This window comes from Shewanella sp. 0m-6, from assembly GCF_052977325.1.
Window position 1 is genome coordinate 71,972 of the sequence record NZ_JBRIMD010000011.1, and the last position, 15,502, is coordinate 87,473.

General features: G+C 45.3%; 13 protein-coding genes. All 13 read right to left on the reverse strand.

The window, feature by feature from the left end; all coding sequences use genetic code 11:
* Nucleotides 1–66: 66 nt before the first annotated feature.
* Nucleotides 67–1,602 carry a flagellar hook-length control protein FliK gene (locus tag ACVBJC_RS10545; protein ID WP_447161409.1) on the reverse strand — a complete coding sequence of 512 codons (1,536 nt, stop codon included), beginning with the start codon at nucleotides 1,600–1,602 and terminating at the stop codon, nucleotides 67–69.
* A 321-nt stretch (nucleotides 1,603–1,923) separates the two neighbouring features.
* Nucleotides 1,924–2,370 (reverse strand): flagellar export protein FliJ, encoded by a 447-nt coding sequence (gene fliJ, locus ACVBJC_RS10550; RefSeq protein WP_447161410.1) that lies wholly within the window; start codon nucleotides 2,368–2,370, stop codon nucleotides 1,924–1,926.
* A gap of 99 nt (nucleotides 2,371–2,469) precedes the next feature.
* A complete protein-coding gene (fliI, locus tag ACVBJC_RS10555) occupies nucleotides 2,470–3,810 on the reverse strand; it encodes a flagellar protein export ATPase FliI (RefSeq protein WP_447161411.1) in 1,341 nt (446 codons plus the stop codon).
* A 61-nt stretch (nucleotides 3,811–3,871) separates the two neighbouring features.
* Nucleotides 3,872–4,918: a flagellar assembly protein FliH gene (gene fliH, locus ACVBJC_RS10560; protein ID WP_447161412.1), complete on the reverse strand. Its 1,047-nt coding sequence runs from the start codon at nucleotides 4,916–4,918 to the stop codon at nucleotides 3,872–3,874.
* Nucleotides 4,918–5,964 carry a flagellar motor switch protein FliG gene (fliG, locus tag ACVBJC_RS10565; RefSeq protein ID WP_447161413.1) on the reverse strand — a complete coding sequence of 349 codons (1,047 nt, stop codon included), beginning with the start codon at nucleotides 5,962–5,964 and terminating at the stop codon, nucleotides 4,918–4,920. Before fliG ends, fliH begins: the two co-directional genes overlap by 1 nt.
* Complete coding sequence (gene fliF / locus ACVBJC_RS10570) at nucleotides 5,954–7,660, reverse strand: flagellar basal-body MS-ring/collar protein FliF (RefSeq protein ID WP_447161464.1); 1,707 nt, start codon at nucleotides 7,658–7,660, stop codon at nucleotides 5,954–5,956. Before fliF ends, fliG begins: the two co-directional genes overlap by 11 nt.
* 42 nt (nucleotides 7,661–7,702) lie before the next feature.
* A complete protein-coding gene (gene fliE, locus ACVBJC_RS10575; RefSeq protein ID WP_439267775.1) occupies nucleotides 7,703–8,035 on the reverse strand; it encodes a flagellar hook-basal body complex protein FliE in 333 nt (110 codons plus the stop codon).
* 571 nt (nucleotides 8,036–8,606) lie between these two features.
* Entirely contained in the window at nucleotides 8,607–9,959 is a 1,353-nt protein-coding gene (locus ACVBJC_RS10580) for a sigma-54-dependent transcriptional regulator (RefSeq protein WP_447161414.1), read from the reverse strand.
* The gene (locus ACVBJC_RS10585; protein WP_447161415.1) at nucleotides 9,952–11,085 is read right to left on the reverse strand and encodes a sensor histidine kinase; all 1,134 of its coding nucleotides are present in this window, start codon (nucleotides 11,083–11,085) and stop codon (nucleotides 9,952–9,954) included. Before ACVBJC_RS10585 ends, ACVBJC_RS10580 begins: the two co-directional genes overlap by 8 nt.
* A gap of 546 nt (nucleotides 11,086–11,631) precedes the next feature.
* On the reverse strand, nucleotides 11,632–13,065 hold the full coding sequence (locus tag ACVBJC_RS10590; protein ID WP_447161416.1) for a sigma-54 dependent transcriptional regulator: 1,434 nt from the start codon (nucleotides 13,063–13,065) through the stop codon (nucleotides 11,632–11,634).
* Between the two features lie 293 nt (nucleotides 13,066–13,358).
* Nucleotides 13,359–13,769 carry a flagellar export chaperone FliS gene (fliS, locus tag ACVBJC_RS10595; protein ID WP_447161417.1) on the reverse strand — a complete coding sequence of 137 codons (411 nt, stop codon included), beginning with the start codon at nucleotides 13,767–13,769 and terminating at the stop codon, nucleotides 13,359–13,361.
* A gap of 6 nt (nucleotides 13,770–13,775) precedes the next feature.
* Nucleotides 13,776–14,096, reverse strand: coding sequence for a hypothetical protein (locus ACVBJC_RS10600; RefSeq protein ID WP_447161418.1), 321 nt, complete (start codon nucleotides 14,094–14,096; stop codon nucleotides 13,776–13,778).
* A gap of 32 nt (nucleotides 14,097–14,128) precedes the next feature.
* Nucleotides 14,129–15,493 (reverse strand): flagellar filament capping protein FliD, encoded by a 1,365-nt coding sequence (gene fliD / locus ACVBJC_RS10605; RefSeq protein ID WP_447161419.1) that lies wholly within the window; start codon nucleotides 15,491–15,493, stop codon nucleotides 14,129–14,131.
* Between the last annotated feature and the right edge of the window lie 9 nt (nucleotides 15,494–15,502).

Consider the following 15,502-nt stretch of genomic DNA (forward strand, 5'->3'; position numbering starts at 1 on the left):
CTAACTGGAGTGCAGAGCGACGTCATCACTCTTATCAATATTCTTAAGCCGCTATAGATTACCTGCTTATGCGTAATAATCTATACCTGATGCCGAACTTGTTGATAGATTTGACCTTGCGAGCAACTCTTCTGCTGAAATTTCATCCGTTTCGGCCATACCACTGTCATTTTTGCGACCGTTACCTTGTTCACCGTCGGTATTTCCACCGCCCCCTTGAGACACTTGGCCATCGGTTAACTGCATCCCTTGCTCTGCCAGCATCTCACGCAGCCTTGGCATTGCTTGCTCAACCAGATCACGAGTTTGATGCTGACTTACTTGAAATTGAACTTGAGTGGTATCACCTTGGACTTGAATGCGCACCATCATATGGCCAAGCTCTGGTGGATCTAGGCGAATTTCAGCATGTTGTACCCCGTTGCTAACCATGGTGATCAGCTGCTGATTCATCATCGGTGAGAAACGCTGGATCATCTGTTGCATTGGCGGTGTTTGTTCAGCACCTTGTTTCAATGACAATTGCAGCTGTGGTATTTCTTGACGCTGCACTCCTGCTTGCTGCTGTAATGATTGCCCCTGCAAACCCGTTAACGCTTTAAGATCCTGAGCTGCGTCAGCACCGGTTAAACTTGCCTCTTGTCCCGTTTGCGATGACATCATTCGCACCGACAATTCAGCCGTTTTAAGTTGTTCGGTTGCAGCCAACTGATTAGTCATCGTTTGGCTGCTGGCATCGGCATTTTTTAGCTGCTCACCACTGGCTTTCTGTAATTGGGATTGAGACTGAGACTGTAATTGAGATAACCCGGCAAGCTCTTTACCGAAAATGTCGCGAGGCTCATTTTTCGTATTCGCGTCAGCGCTTTTTAGAGCAGAGTGAAGCGCCTCAGGGTCCGTTGCAATATTGGCAAGACCGGCTTTATCAGTCACTCCCGCTTGACCGGCTAGCCCAACCTCTTGCTGTTTTGGCTGCGAATTAGCCCCCAAGTCGAGATTAACATTAGCCGTAACAGCAAACTCCGCTGTTAATTCGCCATTAGCATCTAAAATTTGGCTTTGCTGCAACAGCTTGTGTAACTCTGCGGCAGAAAGCTGAGTTAGCTCTTGCTCTGACAAGCCTGACTCTTGACTCAACGCCGTTAAGATATCGCCTGCAAGTTTGCTCGCTTCAAGCTCACTTGCTAATGTCTCTTCTGAAGTCGCTTCTGATGCCACTTGTAGCGGCAAGCTTTCGCCGTTGGCGGCAAGCTGAACTTCACTACCAAAATTATTTGCAAGATTGATCTGGGCAAACACCTGGCTGACATCATCAGTAGCACTCTCAGCCTTGGCTTGTGCCTGAATGTTGCTTTCTGCTGTAATTTCTAAACTTGAACTCGCACTTGATGATTGCTTATCAACTGCTGAAGAAGCTGACTCTGCCTTAGTGTCAGTCTGTTTACCCGCTTTTTCCAGCGCAGCCGAAAAGCTACCAACTTCAGAATTACCTTCAGAGTTAGCCCTAGGTTTAAGAGATGGCTCCAAAGATTTATTGTTATTTTCAGTGGCCTTTTTACTATGTTCTGAGCCACTGAGTAAAATGTTGTTCATCTGCTGCATTACGTCTCCGTTAGGGTTAACTCATCAAACCGACCTACGAGGGAATATGTCAAAATATCGGCTGAATTGGGGCAGTCAACACAATAGAAAGCAATAATAGTGCCAAAAGCAAACGCAGCCTTTAATCGCTCGTTATTGCAGGGATACAGATCAATGAAGGGATAACCTAAAAGAGCCAATATTGCTCTATCAACAGTGAAATGAATGCTGTCAAAAAATAAATACTGAGCTCTCTAATTAGGAGATCTTAATTACGAGCGCTTTAACACGAGCTCTGTATCAGGGATAAATGGGATTATTTAGGTGGGTAACTGCTGAGAATTAACGCTGCCGCTTACGGTAAAACTGCTGCGATGCAAGTTCATCTACCATTTTTTGTTCGCTGCGTAATTCAGCAAGCTTGGCTTTTTCTGCTTTATTGGCGAGTAACAACTCCACCGCTTTACGCTTTTGTTGTTTCTCTTGCCAATATGCTTGGCGGTGTTGCCTTTGAGTATCGGCATCTTTCACCGTATTGACCTGCTGCACGATTGCCGCATCAATTTGACGTACGAATTGATGAAATTGGTGATAATGGCTGGCGCTAATGCTTTGCCCCTGTTGCTGCTCCATCTGTTTCATATAGTCGAGACGATAATTTTGCAGCGCTTCAAGCTGACTTTGACGTCTTTGCAGCTCAAGTTGCGCCGAGCGAAGCTGCAGTGAAGCCTGCTCTTCGGCATCTTGCGTCAGCTTAAGCACCATATGCAGTGGATCGGGTTTAGTCATGATAGTCTACTCTGTTATTGCCTGAGCACTGATGAGCTAACGTCTGAGTGGCTAACACCTGAATGGCTAAGGTCTTAATGATTGAGGTCTGCTTAAAAGTTAAGCCTGACATTGCGCCCCCAATTGGCTCAGCATTAAGGTGCTACTATCAAACGTTATCGAGTCTTTCATGGTTTGCCTTAAAAACGCGTTCATCGCGGGTTGTAAGCGAATCGCATTATCGATGCGTGGATCGCTACCTTGGCTATAGGCACCAATGGAGATCAAATCTTTGTTTTGCTGATACAGAGAGTAAACCTGTTTAACTTTTCGCATCGCCTCTAAGTGCTCTGGACTGATAACCATAGGTGCGACACGGCTAATTGATGCTTCGATATCGATAGCCGGATAATGTCCTGAGTCGGCTAGGCTGCGTGACAATACGATATGACCATCGAGAATGGCTCTTGACGCATCGGCAATAGGATCTTGCAAATCATCGCCTTCAGTTAATACGGTATAAAACGCAGTAATTGAGCCTTGTTGACCGCCACCATTACCGGCTCGCTCAACCAATTTAGGCAGTTTGGCAAATACCGATGGCGGATAGCCTTTGGTTGCCGGCGGCTCACCCACAGCAAGGGCGATTTCACGTTGTGCTTGCGCATAGCGAGTTAAGCTATCCATTAGTAACAATACGTTATAGCCCAAATCGCGAAAATACTCGGCGATGCGAGTAGAGGTTTCACAAGCGCGAAGACGCATAAGCGGTGACGTATCGGCAGGTGCTGCCACGACAACAGATCGTGCACGTCCCTCTGGGCCTAAAATCTCTTCAATAAACTCTTTTACTTCGCGGCCACGTTCACCCACTAACCCCACGATGATAATGTCTGCCGTTGTCCCGCGGGTCATCATTCCAAGCAGCACACTTTTACCGACCCCCGAGCCCGCAAACAAGCCCATACGCTGGCCTTTACCCACGGTCAACATGGCGTTAATGGCTCTTACGCCAACATCGAGTGGCTCACTAATGGCACGCCTTGTAAGTGGGTTAATTGCGGCAACATGGCTAGAGGCTCTTTGATCTGTTTTCAAGTTACCTAAGCCGTCGATGGGCTGACCGCTGCCATCGAGTACCCGCCCCAGAAGAGATAGGCCGACGTTTAATCCCGATTGCTCACCAAGTGGAGTCACTTTGGCTCCCGGCAGCACGCCACGCAACTCTTCGATGGGCATGAGGTACAGTAATTGATCGTCAAAACCTATGACCTCGGCAATGAGGCTACCCGCCATGGTTTCGATAGCGCATAGGCTGCCAACTGCAGCGCGGCACCCAGTGGCTTCTAAGGTTAAACCAACCACTCGCACCAGCTGGCCACTCGCTTCAACCAAAAATGGATGGATTTTTTGCTGGTGTTGAGCCAGCTTATTACGTAATTGGTGCTGACGGGTCGGCATGTTCACCTTAATTGCTTCAGTTGCTTCAGTTACTTTAGTGGCTTCGGTTGCTTCAGTTGCTTTAGTGGCTTCCAGCAGGCACTTGCTCGCTGTGTTCTGTTATTTGGCTTTGGAGTTCTGCAGCTTGAGTCTGATTGTCTAGCACCGCGGCCTGATTATCTATCACTGCAGCCTGCTCACCTAAGGCTTGTGCCTGTGACGCATCAAGTACTTGCTCGTGAGTCGCGCGGTTAAGCTCTGACGTCATTGAGGCATGATAGTCGGCGTGTTGCTCAGCTTTATGTTGCCTTGCTTTAAGTAACGCTTCTTCTTGCTGCTCTTTCATCTGTAAAAGATCTTGTTGGTGCTTATCAAGGTCAGCAAAAACATGGCCAATACGGGTTTCTACCGTCATATCAATATGACTTCGAACACTGTCAATAATACAGTCACCAGGGCTTAGACTTGGATCGGCTTCTATTTCCCAGCGGTTTCGTTCTAACTGGGCTTGAGTGTATAACTCGCCAATTAAGGCTTCATCGCTTGGAGTGACACGAATATTGACTCTTTGCTCTTTTATCGGCAAAGAATCAACACCTTGGCGTAGTGCCGATAAAATATGCTCAGGGTAAGTCTTAAGCTCATGGCCTATTACAGCCTTGGCGAGCGTCATCGAGGTGGCGAGCAGTTCTTTTTCAATTTCAGTATCTAATAATGCTAATGGCGCTTCGAACTGACTCAGTAGACTTTCAAAACGTTGCAGTTGTTCGGCTGCCGTTTTTAGCCCTTCTTCGTAGCCTTGTTGCTGGCCTTGAGAATAGCCTTCACCATGGCCCTGCTCTAATCCTTGTAAACGCCCTTTTTCAAGGCCTTCACTAAAGCCTTTATCCATCCCCTCACTAAAGCCTTCTTGCTCTGCATGAGCACGAATATCTTCAATCTCACTTAAGGTTGGCGGCAAAATAACTTCTGACTCAATGGGATCGTCAACCTGTATTTGCAAGCTGTTACGACCAAACATATTCAGCGAGGAGGGATTAATTTCTTGCCTAACTTCAGGCAGTTCCCAATGGGAAAATTCGTCAGTCGTATTCACACTGGCGCCTTGAGGCTCTTTAGGTTCTGTCATTATAGAAACTCGTCACCGCCTCCGCCGCCTAGCATGATCTCGCCGCTATCACTCAAACGACGAGCAATAGATAGGATCTCTTTCTGAGCGACTTCAACTTCACTGATCCTGATTGGGCCCATTGCTTCTAGGTCATCTCTAAGTAGCTCGGCTGCGCGTTTAGACATATTACTGAGTAGCTTATCTTTCAGCTGTTCATCTGCACCTTTAAGTGCCTTCATCAATACGTCTTGCTGTACTTCTCGTAGCAATACTTGAATGCCGATATCATCGACATCGCTTAGGTTTTCAAACACAAACATCAAGTCTTGGATCTGCTGCGCCATCTCTTCATCAGATTCGCGCATTGTTTCCATCAAGTGACTTTCAACCCCAGTATCGAGGTAATTCATGATATTGGCTGCCGCCTTCAAGCCGCCCATCTTAGCGGCTTGCGCCCCGCCTTGACCGGCAAACTGTTTCTCCATGATGTCGTTAAGCTCTTGCAGTGCAGCCGGCTGAACCTCTTCAAGGTTAGCAATACGCATCATCAAATCTAAACGGGTATTTTCTGGGAACTGGGCGAAAATCTCAGCCGCTTGATCAGGCTCAAGATAAGATAAAACAATAGTTTGAATTTGCGGGTGCTCATTTTGGATAATGGTGGCAACTTGACGCGCGTCCATCCACTTAAGTGAATCAAGACCTTTGGCACCACTGCCCATAATAATCTGTTCGATTAGGTTACCCGCTTTGTCTTCACCTAATGCTGCTGTTAACGCCTTACGCACAAACTCTTCGCTATTAAATCCAATCGATGAATACTTTTGAATATCATCTAAAAATAGCTTGTGAACACCAATGACCTTCTCTTGACCAAAGTCTTGCATCGCTGCCATTGCCATACCGACCTTTTGCACTTGCTTTGGCTCTAGATGCTTTAAAATCGATGCCGCATCACTTTCACTCAGGCTTAGCAGTAAAATGGCGGTCTTCTCGATACCACTTAAGTCACTGGGCTTAAAGCCAGGCGCCGTTTTCGCTTCTACACTAATATCATTTGTCATCTTCAAGTAACCAGTTTTTCACAACTTGTGTCGATAGTTCAGGCTCATTAGCCACCAGTGCGCGGATCGCTTTGATCATATCATCGTCTTTGTGCAGGTTCGGGATCATAATAGAACCGTCATCAGCATAACTGTATTCCGCTTCAGGGCGCTGCAACATGCCTAAGGTATCTGCAGCGTATTGATCTTCAATTTCTGCTAATTCACCACCTACCGATGGCTCATCCGGCATGTTGACGCTATCTGGGTATACTAATTTTTTCAGCATTGGGCGCACTACAGCAAGGATCAAGACCAAAACCACTAATGCTCCCAGTACGAGCTTTATCACACGCCAAAACCAAGGTTGCTCCCACAATTGAGGCGCTGGAGCGGCCTCGATAAGCTGATCCATAAATGGCACGGTAACCACTTCAATCACATCACCGCGCTGGGTATTAAAACCGACAGCACCTTCTAGTAAGCGGCGGATATTGGCAAGTTCTTGCTCAGTCCGCGGCACCCGGTTAACACTGCCATCTTCTGCCATTGGCGCATTTTTAAAATCAACAGCCACGGAAACACTGACACGACGTAGTGTGCCAATTTGCTGACGAGTATGGCTAATAGTGGTATCGAGTTCGAAATTACGTGTCGCCTCTTTGTGGCTACTACCCGATGTTTGCTTTACCGATTCTGTTGCATTAACTTCCTGAGGAATATCTGATGCCATTGGAGGTTGATTTGATAAGGCGCCAGGGATCCCGCCACTAATGCCGCCATTGGAATTGTTCTCTACAACCATCTCGCTTCTTAATGCTGGTAAGTCTGGATTATAGCGCTTGGCAGTTTGTTCAACCGCGGTGAAATCCATGCTGACATCAACTTGAGATGTGAAGTTCTCAGGACCTAAGATTGGCATCAGAATCGACTCAACTTTATTGCGATATTCTGATTCTTTCTGCTGAACAATTTCAAGCTCACGTCGAGCAATAGCTGATACGCCGTCTTGACTGCCAGAATTAAGTAAGCGGCCGTTAGCATCGGTCACGGTGACTTTATTGGGCTCAAGGTTATGCACCGCAGAAGCCACGATATCGACAATGGAGTCGACTTCTTCTTGAGCTAAACCACTGCGCCTTGTACTCACTACAACCGTTGCACTAGGTTTTGAACGGTTTCTAGCAAATACGTTTTCTTTCGGTAAGGCTAGAATCACTTTTGCGCGGGTCACGCTTTTTAATTCTTCGATGGTACGGGCAAGATTTTGTTCTTGGCTGTGCTTTAAGCGCGCTTGCTCCATACGCTGACTGACGCCAAAGCCACTATCTTTAGATAAGAAATCATCTTTATTCGCAGCACTATCTAAGCCTTCACGACTTAAGATCATCTTTACATCTTGATACTTATCCTCGGGCACTTTAACCACGTCACCCTGGATCTCATATTTCACCTGATTTTTGTCTAAAACATCAAGTACCTGCACCATTTCAGCGGTACTCATCTGCCCTAGGGGGCGATATTCGGGTTCTTGAGCCCAGATCATCACAAAAACAGCTAAGGCTAGACAGATAGCAAGCGCCAAAATCATCGTCACTTGGCGTAACATATCGACGCCACCTAAGGACCCCATTAAGCCAGGCTTATGTTCTTCTTGAACACCTGATGTTTGCGGGTTGGTTGCTAAACCAGAACCAGAACCTGTACCTACGACCATTTCTGTACTCACTATTGCACCCTGTTTCTACGTAATAACGGCCTAAACAGGCATACTCATAATTTCTTTATAAGCTTCTACGAGCTTATTGCGCACTTGCACGGTTGCTTCAAAAGCAACGCTTGATTTTTCTCTAGCGATCACGGTATCAGATAAAGTGACTGTGGTATCTCCCATATCGAGCCGAGTGGCGAGATTAGCAGCATTTGATTGAAGTTCGCTTACATTTCCAACAGCTTGCGACAGCAGCTGACCAAAATCACTACCTGAAGTATTTTGAACCTGGCGCGCAATGCCCGTTTGAATGCTTGAAGTACCAATTTGACCATTAAGTGACTGCATCTCTTGCAGTAATGAATTCGCACCAATTTGCATACTTAGCTCCCATGTCGTTTTCTTGACGAAAATGTTGATATAGCGAGATAAAGCAAATAGCTTGCCAGTTTGTAAAAAGAAGGGGAAGTGCCAAGAAGGACGCTACGCTGCGAGGACGTGACTGCGTCACTTCGAGAGCGCCACTTCGTGACTTCTAGAGAACGAGAAAAAGCCAAGACGTTAAAAACAGAGACGGGAAAACAATAGACGAACGGCCTGCGGCCTGACGGCACGTGACTGTTTGATTTAATTGAATGTCACTACGGAACGCTTCGCTTACGCAAAAGCCAATTAAAGCATAAACGATTTAGAGCCGAATAGAGCTGAGACGATAAAGCCGGAAAAGCTTGTACCGTCTCTTCCTAGCCCTTTTTTAACGTAGGTCGGGATTTATCCCGACAAACCTTGTGTGTGCCTCCTTGATTGATGGGCTGAAGCCCAACCTACAAAAAATTATTTTATGTGCTCTCATCTCAGCTTGTACCTTCTCAGCTTGTACCGTCAGCGCAGCGTTCTGTGAGAGATCCTGCGAACGTTCCGTCTTCCGTGAGCGAAGCGTTCGTCTTAGCTTTTAAGCAGGTATTTGAATTCCTGAGTCGCGCATTTTTGCCATCTTATAGCGCAGCGTTCTGGCACTGATGCCAAGTTTTTCAGCAACTAACTTTCGACTGCCATTACATTGAGTCAAGGTTTCTAAAATAATCACATGCTCTTGTGCTTTAAGCTCATCACCTAAACCTTCAAGCTCTGCGGGTTTATTAACAACTAAAGGTGTGCTTTCAGGGTTAAAATCTAATTCTACTGAATCGATAATAATGTCTGCTGCCGTTATTTCTTTTGCAGTGCATAGAATCAAGGCTCTTTGAATTACGTTATCAAGCTCTCGCACATTGCCAGGCCAGCGATGAGTCAATAAACGTCGTGATGCGCATTCGCTTAATTCGGGTAACTCACTGTAATTAGCAATCAATGCATGACGTTGCAGTAGATGCCTTGCCAAGGGCAAAATATCGGCTGGACGTTGATTAAGTGAAGGCCAGGTCAGCGGGAATACGTTGATACGATAATACAGATCTTCTCTAAACTCGCCCGATGTTGCCATGGCTTTTAAATCACGATTAGAAGTAGCAAGCACCCGAACATCAAGCTTTATCGTTTTACGCCCGCCTAAACGTTCAACTTCGCGCTCTTGTAGTACACGCAACAGTTTTGCCTGCAGCCCCACCTCCATCTCAGAGATCTCATCGAGTAATAAGGTGCCACCTTGTGCTTGCTCAAACTTACCTGGACACGCTTGATAGGCGCCAGTAAACGCTCCTTTCTCGTAGCCAAACAGGGTAGCCTCGAGCATATTTTCAGGGATTGCTGCGCAGTTAATCGCCACAAATGGCTGCTCGGCGCGTTGACTATTTTGATGAATATATCGAGCCAACACCTCTTTACCACAGCCACTTGGTCCCATAATCATCACAGATGCATCAGAGGCCGCTACGCGCTGCGCCAGAGCCAATAACGCCAAGCTCTTTTCATCAGCCACAATCGGTGTGCCTTCAGCAGCCTTTGCCGGCATATAGCGAGAAACTTGATTAACTAATACTTCGGCAGAAAACGGCTTTGATAAATAATCCACCGCACCCAACTTCATTGCATTAACAGCATTATCGATAGTTGCATAAGCCGTCATTAACAATACTGGAACTTTAGGATGGTGCTGCTGTAAGTAATTAAGCAGACCTATCCCACCGACGCCTTCCATCTGCACGTCACTAATAACCATATCAAAGCGTTGGCTTTTTAAGGTCAAAATGGCTTCTTCGGCACTGCCAACATCGACGCAATCATAATGAGCTAGCATCAAGGTATCGAGTAACGCTTCGCGCAGTGATGCGTCATCTTCTACCAGTAACAACTTACCTTCAGACATGCTGGCTCTCTCCTAGTACTTGCTCATTTTTGATGGTTGTCAGCAATGGAAACTTCAATGAAGCTGTGCAGCCATTGCCCGGGTGGCAACTAAACTGCATCTTTCCACCATGGTTACTCACTACCGACTGCACCACGGCTAAACCTAAACCTGTACCTTGAGATTTGGTAGTAAAAAAAGGTTCTAATACCTTTTGTTGCATAGCCGCATCCAGCCCCTTGCCATTGTCGATGACATCAAGGTGTAGAGCCGTATTAGTATCAAATGCATGTAACGTGATTTGGTTTGCGCCCGCTTCGATACTGTTCATCACTAGATTATTGATTGCTGAACACAAAGCGGCATCATTGGCTCTAATTTTTTGCTTTGATTCATTATTAAAAACCAACTTACAAGCCTTTTGCTCTGCGATTGGCTGGCAATTACTCAACACGTTATCAACCACTTCTTCAATAACAATAATATTATCAAGTTCTTGCTGACGTCCTTTTGCCATTAACAGCATATCGTTGACCTGATGCTCTAACTCATTAAGTCTATCGACAAGCTTACCTTGAAAGCGCTTTCTAGCATCATCAGATATCTTGGTGCTTGCAAGATTAGAGGCATACAGCAGTGCTGCACTTAACGGCGTTCTGACTTGGTGAGCAAGAGTTGCCACCATTTTACCTAACGCTGATAACCGTTGTAGATGGGACAGGTTTTTTTGCAGCAATCGCGTTTCAGTTAGATCCGTTAACACAATTAACTGCCCAGGCTCTGGTGTTAGCGGAGTAATAGCAAGCTTAACTCTACGACCGTTTCGTAAAGAAACCTCATGGCCATCATCATCTTGGGGTGAAAAAGCGCGATTTATTATTTGTAGCCAACGTAAACCTTCAAGCGGGCTACCGAGCAGTTCTATCGCGACGGGATTTGCATCGGTGACCATACCATCGCCATTTATAATCACCACGCCTGAAGGCATCGCCTGCAGAATATGATCCAAGCGATTTGACATATTCGCGGCCTGCTGCACATCAACCAGCTGTGGACGCTTTACAGCATTGACATCAACAACATGTGCTTTGCCAACGGCATCAGTCGCATTAGCTGTATCGATTTGTGGTTTTGGAATAGCGGACATGGTGGCCCCGTCAAAAAAACTGCATTTGAATGGGGTGAAGCAGGAAGTGTGCCAGTTGTTTAAAGCTAAGAAGGACGCTGCGCTGCGAGGACGTGACTATTGACTTTAATTGAATGCCACTGCGAGAGCGTCACTTCGTGACTTCTAGGTTCTAGGTTAAAGCTGAGACGGGCATGCAGAGACGAACAGCCTCAGGCCTCACGGCACGTGGCAGCTTGATTAAATTGAATGCCACTACGGAACGCTTCGCTTACGGAAAAGATTAAAACGACGGCAATAATTGATATACAAAGCCGAAAAACCGCGATGAGCCATAAAAAAGCCAGAAGACTCATCTTCTGGCTTATTCAAGAAAGTAGGTAAATATCGAAAGTTCACTTTGATTCAAACCATCTTAGCTTGAACCATCTCAGCTTAAACAGTCTTTGCTTGTGTTTTTCCTAGAAGCGAAGCGCTCTAGCAGGAGGAAGTCCGTCCTCGAAGTGAGCCTGCGAACGTTCCGTCTTCCGTGAGCGAAGCGTTCGTCTTAGCTTGAACCGGCTTTTATCAATCTTTACCCATACCGTATTTACGCATTTTCTCAACTAGCGTAGTACGACGAATACCGAGCATTTCTGCTGCGCGGGCAACCACGTTGTCTTGCTGATCTAGCGCTTGCCTGATCATATCAATTTCAAGCTCAGCCAAAAGATCTTTCAGATTAACACCTTCCGGGGGTAATTCACTTGGAAAACGGGTTTCTGGAATGTCGATTGGCTCTTCATCATTAAAAATTGACGCTAAGGCATCGCGCTCAAGCTGCTCTTCACTGATCTCTACGCAATACTCTGGCACATCAATATGACGATACTTAATCGGTAAGTCATTTACATCGACTAATCCACCCGGATAGAGAATGGTTAACCGCTCAACCAGATTAGAAAGTTCACGTACGTTGCCAGACCATGAGTGCTCTTTCAATGACTCAATAGCTCGTTGAGTAAAACGAACTCGACCACGGCCTTCGTTATAAACGCGACTCACCAACTCTTGCAGTAATAGTGGGATATCTTCTTTGCGCTCACACAAAGCTGGCATTTCAATAGGGAAAACATTCAATCTGTAATACAAATCTTCTCTAAATCCGCCCTCTTCAATCATAGTTTCTAAGTTTCTATGAGTGGCAGCGACAACGCGAACATCAGCAGAGATAGACTTACTGCCACCAACACGTTCAAACATCCGTTCTTGCAAAACGCGTAGCAGTTTTACCTGCATCTGCAGGGGCATATCACCAATCTCGTCTAGAAATAACGTGCCTTTTTCAGCCAGTTCGAAACGGCCTTTACGGGCACTAATCGCGCCTGTAAATGAGCCTTTTTCGTGACCAAAAAGTTCACTTTCTAATAACTCGGCAGGGATAGCACCACAGTTGACCGGAATAAACGGGCCATCACGGCGATCGGAGATATAATGAATATTACGGGCTACAACCTCTTTACCCGTACCCGATTGCCCAAGAACTAGAACTGTAGCTTCAGAGCTTGCAACCTGGTTAATAAGGTGACGGACATTAGCAATGCCTTCACTGCGACCGACCAAACTTCTAAATAATTTAGTCTGATTGGCACTTGTTGGGATCTCTGGACGTTTAACTTGTCCATAGACCTGACAGAAATGAAGTAATTCAGTTAATTGCGGATAGTTTAATGGCTCCTCGATGCTTCCAAGAATATTCGACGCTTTCACGTCGCCTCTTTCACCGAGCAATAAAATAGGCTGCCATGGAAGCGCACTAGCCAAAGACTGAGTCAGTTCTTTCGATTGATTTTCAGACGGTAAAACAATCGCACGAAAACGCGTTTGCTTAGTATGCATTTCAAGTTTATCAAAATCGATCAGCTCGACTTGCTCACCTAAAAACTCAAATACACACGACAAGCGATTAATTCGCTCAGACTGGTTACCGATAAGTAGAATTCGTTGATCTGTTTGCATCATTCCGAAGGCCGTTAGGCTTAAATATTTCAGCGCATTAATTATTAGTGTTCGTTGCTTTTCTCAAGCCAATTTTTACAAGCCATTATCTGGCCGGTAGTTATCTAAAATTCATTCTCAAATATCTACCGAATAGAATAGTGTATTATCAGCCCGTTATTAGCAAGCCCCTGATGGATTTTATGAGGAACAGACTAAGTTTTAGGTTAAAAACTCTACTTTATAATCAGTAGTTAGACATATTATTGACAGGTGACAAAAAGGAGGCGTAATTACCTCCCTATCATCTCTAACACTTACATTGCATTAGCATGGGAATCTATATGGTGTTTATCAGCCGGAATAGCATCCCACCCTTCTTTAATCGTTCTAATGATACCACTGACGTCATCGAGTGCTTTAACATCATTATTGAGGTTTGCTTCTGAAATGCGGCGTAACATAAAATCATATAACTCATTAAGATTTTTTGCGACATCCCCACCCGCGTCCATGTTCAAGCTATTATGTAAGCCTGTAATAATACCGATGGCCTTGCCAATGAATATACCTTTGTTAGCAAGATCATTGTGTTCAATCGCATAACGACTCTGCGCAATACGTTGCAGCGCACCGTCAAACATCATCTGAATAATGCGATGTGGTGACGCCACTGCTATTTCGCTCTCTAGCGAAACCTTACGATATGATTGAAGAGAACTTCTCATTAAAACCTACCTATTAGCATCTATAGCTTTGTAAACATTTAGCTGTCGTTTACTTTTACGTCCCGCATACAGCAGTGATTGTCTATGCTCCAGAATCACTTTAGCTTGCGCTTCAAAAGATTGAGTTATCAATAATTGCTTTCTCAATTCAGATTCATCTGCATCAGTTGCGTTAGCAAATATACTAGTGAGTAAAAGTTGACGCTTCCCAACCAACTCCTGCAAATATGATACCAACTCATCGGTGGAGTTGTCTTCAGCAGGCACTTGATTAAGTGTGGCAAGCACTTTTTCCAACGCTTCATTTAACTCGGATAATGACTGCAAACTAAACTCCTAAGCTAACTAAAGTTAAATAATTATTGGCTAACAACACCAGGTAATGAATTCAACCTGTCAGCCAAACCCGCACTCTGCTGGTTTAACTGTCCAACAATCAGGTCCATCGCGTTAAACTGCTTAAATAGACGAGCCTCAAGCAGATCCATCTTACGAGTAAAGGCCTCACGCTGATCGTCTAAACGTTGTTTATCGCTCGTTAACGCATTATTTCGACTATCGATTAAACCACCAGATTTAACGTAACCGTCAACCACCTTATCTAAGCTGGTCGCGATCCCCGTATCAGGGGTGGCAAATAAGCCCTCGATAGACCCCATATCTTCAGCAAGGGCTTTATCAAGCTTTGCATCATCAATCGACATATTGCCATATCGGTCGGTTTCAATACCAATATCGTAAAGCGCAATGGTTTCACCGTCTACATCGACCCTGTTACTGATCATATTACGCAGCTGCGACTCAATCGAGCGGATCATTGAATCGCCTTGTAGCGCCGCCGCTTCTTCTTTTTCTACGTCATAACTCGATAATTTGTTTATTGAGTCAATTAAGGTGTTATAAGCGTCAACAAAACCTTTAACGTTATCCTTAACAGCCTCATTATCCTGCTCAATCTTTAATGTTGATGTCTTAGCGACATCGGCATCGGTCAAAGAGAGTGTGACTCCAGCAATCGCATTTTCAACATCATTGCTTTGCGAGGTCACTTTTTGACCATCGATGTGTACTATCGCATTTTGTGCAGCTTGCAACTCGGTCAAATTACCTGCACCGAACATATCGTTCAAGCCGGTTCCAACAGTATCAGTCGCACTCACTGTCACTTGGTTGTCAGTACCTGACTCATCTGAGCTAAATACCAAACGACTACCACCATCACTCTTAATGATGGTTGCCGTAACACCAGAGTTATCAGCAGAATCATTGACTTTTTTTGCGATAGCCTCTAACGAGTCACCCGCTTCAACCTCAATAGAGAAAGCCTTACCATTAACAGAAAGATCTAACTTACCCTGACCTAAAGCGGCGCTTGCATCTGCAACGTTAGTACCTGCAACTTTATGGAAAGTCGCTAATTGCTCTACTTGAATTTGATAACTACCAGATTGAGCATTCTTGTCAGCAACAGCGCTGAAGTAACTACTGTCACCCGTAGACACTTTGCGTATATTTAGTGATGCGGGATCTGACAGCTTTTCAAGAGCATCTTGGAAGGTGGACAACTGACTCTTAAGTGTTCCGATCGCCGAAACCTTAGCTTCAATCGTTTTTTCAGTTTTATCAAAAATTGCTTCTTTGGGTACTTTTTCGGCATCAACTAACACCCCAACAATGGTGTTGATATCTAAGCCGGAGCCAATACCGGTTGCTGTTAATGCCATTTTTGCCCC

Excerpts from the sequence above, each read along its gene's own strand:
- fliJ (WP_447161410.1), bottom strand. The coding sequence starts at position 2,370 with ATGACTAAACCCGATCCACTGCATATGGTGCTTAAGCTGACGCAAGAT.
- fliD (WP_447161419.1), bottom strand. The coding sequence starts at position 15,493 with ATGGCATTAACAGCAACCGGTATTGGCTCCGGCTTAGATATCAACACC.
- ACVBJC_RS10585 (WP_447161415.1), bottom strand. The coding sequence starts at position 11,085 with ATGTCCGCTATTCCAAAACCACAAATCGATACAGCTAATGCGACTGAT.
- fliG (WP_447161413.1), bottom strand. The coding sequence starts at position 5,964 with ATGACAAATGATATTAGTGTAGAAGCGAAAACGGCGCCTGGCTTTAAG.
- fliH (WP_447161412.1), bottom strand. The coding sequence starts at position 4,918 with ATGACAGAACCTAAAGAGCCTCAAGGCGCCAGTGTGAATACGACTGAC.
- fliS (WP_447161417.1), bottom strand. The coding sequence starts at position 13,769 with ATGAGAAGTTCTCTTCAATCATATCGTAAGGTTTCGCTAGAGAGCGAA.
- ACVBJC_RS10580 (WP_447161414.1), bottom strand. The coding sequence starts at position 9,959 with ATGTCTGAAGGTAAGTTGTTACTGGTAGAAGATGACGCATCACTGCGC.
- fliF (WP_447161464.1), bottom strand. The coding sequence starts at position 7,660 with ATGGTCGTAGGTACAGGTTCTGGTTCTGGTTTAGCAACCAACCCGCAA.
- ACVBJC_RS10590 (WP_447161416.1), bottom strand. The coding sequence starts at position 13,065 with ATGATGCAAACAGATCAACGAATTCTACTTATCGGTAACCAGTCTGAG.
- fliE (WP_439267775.1), bottom strand. The coding sequence starts at position 8,035 with ATGCAAATTGGTGCGAATTCATTACTGCAAGAGATGCAGTCACTTAAT.
- fliI (WP_447161411.1), bottom strand. The coding sequence starts at position 3,810 with ATGCCGACCCGTCAGCACCAATTACGTAATAAGCTGGCTCAACACCAG.
- ACVBJC_RS10545 (WP_447161409.1), bottom strand. The coding sequence starts at position 1,602 with ATGCAGCAGATGAACAACATTTTACTCAGTGGCTCAGAACATAGTAAA.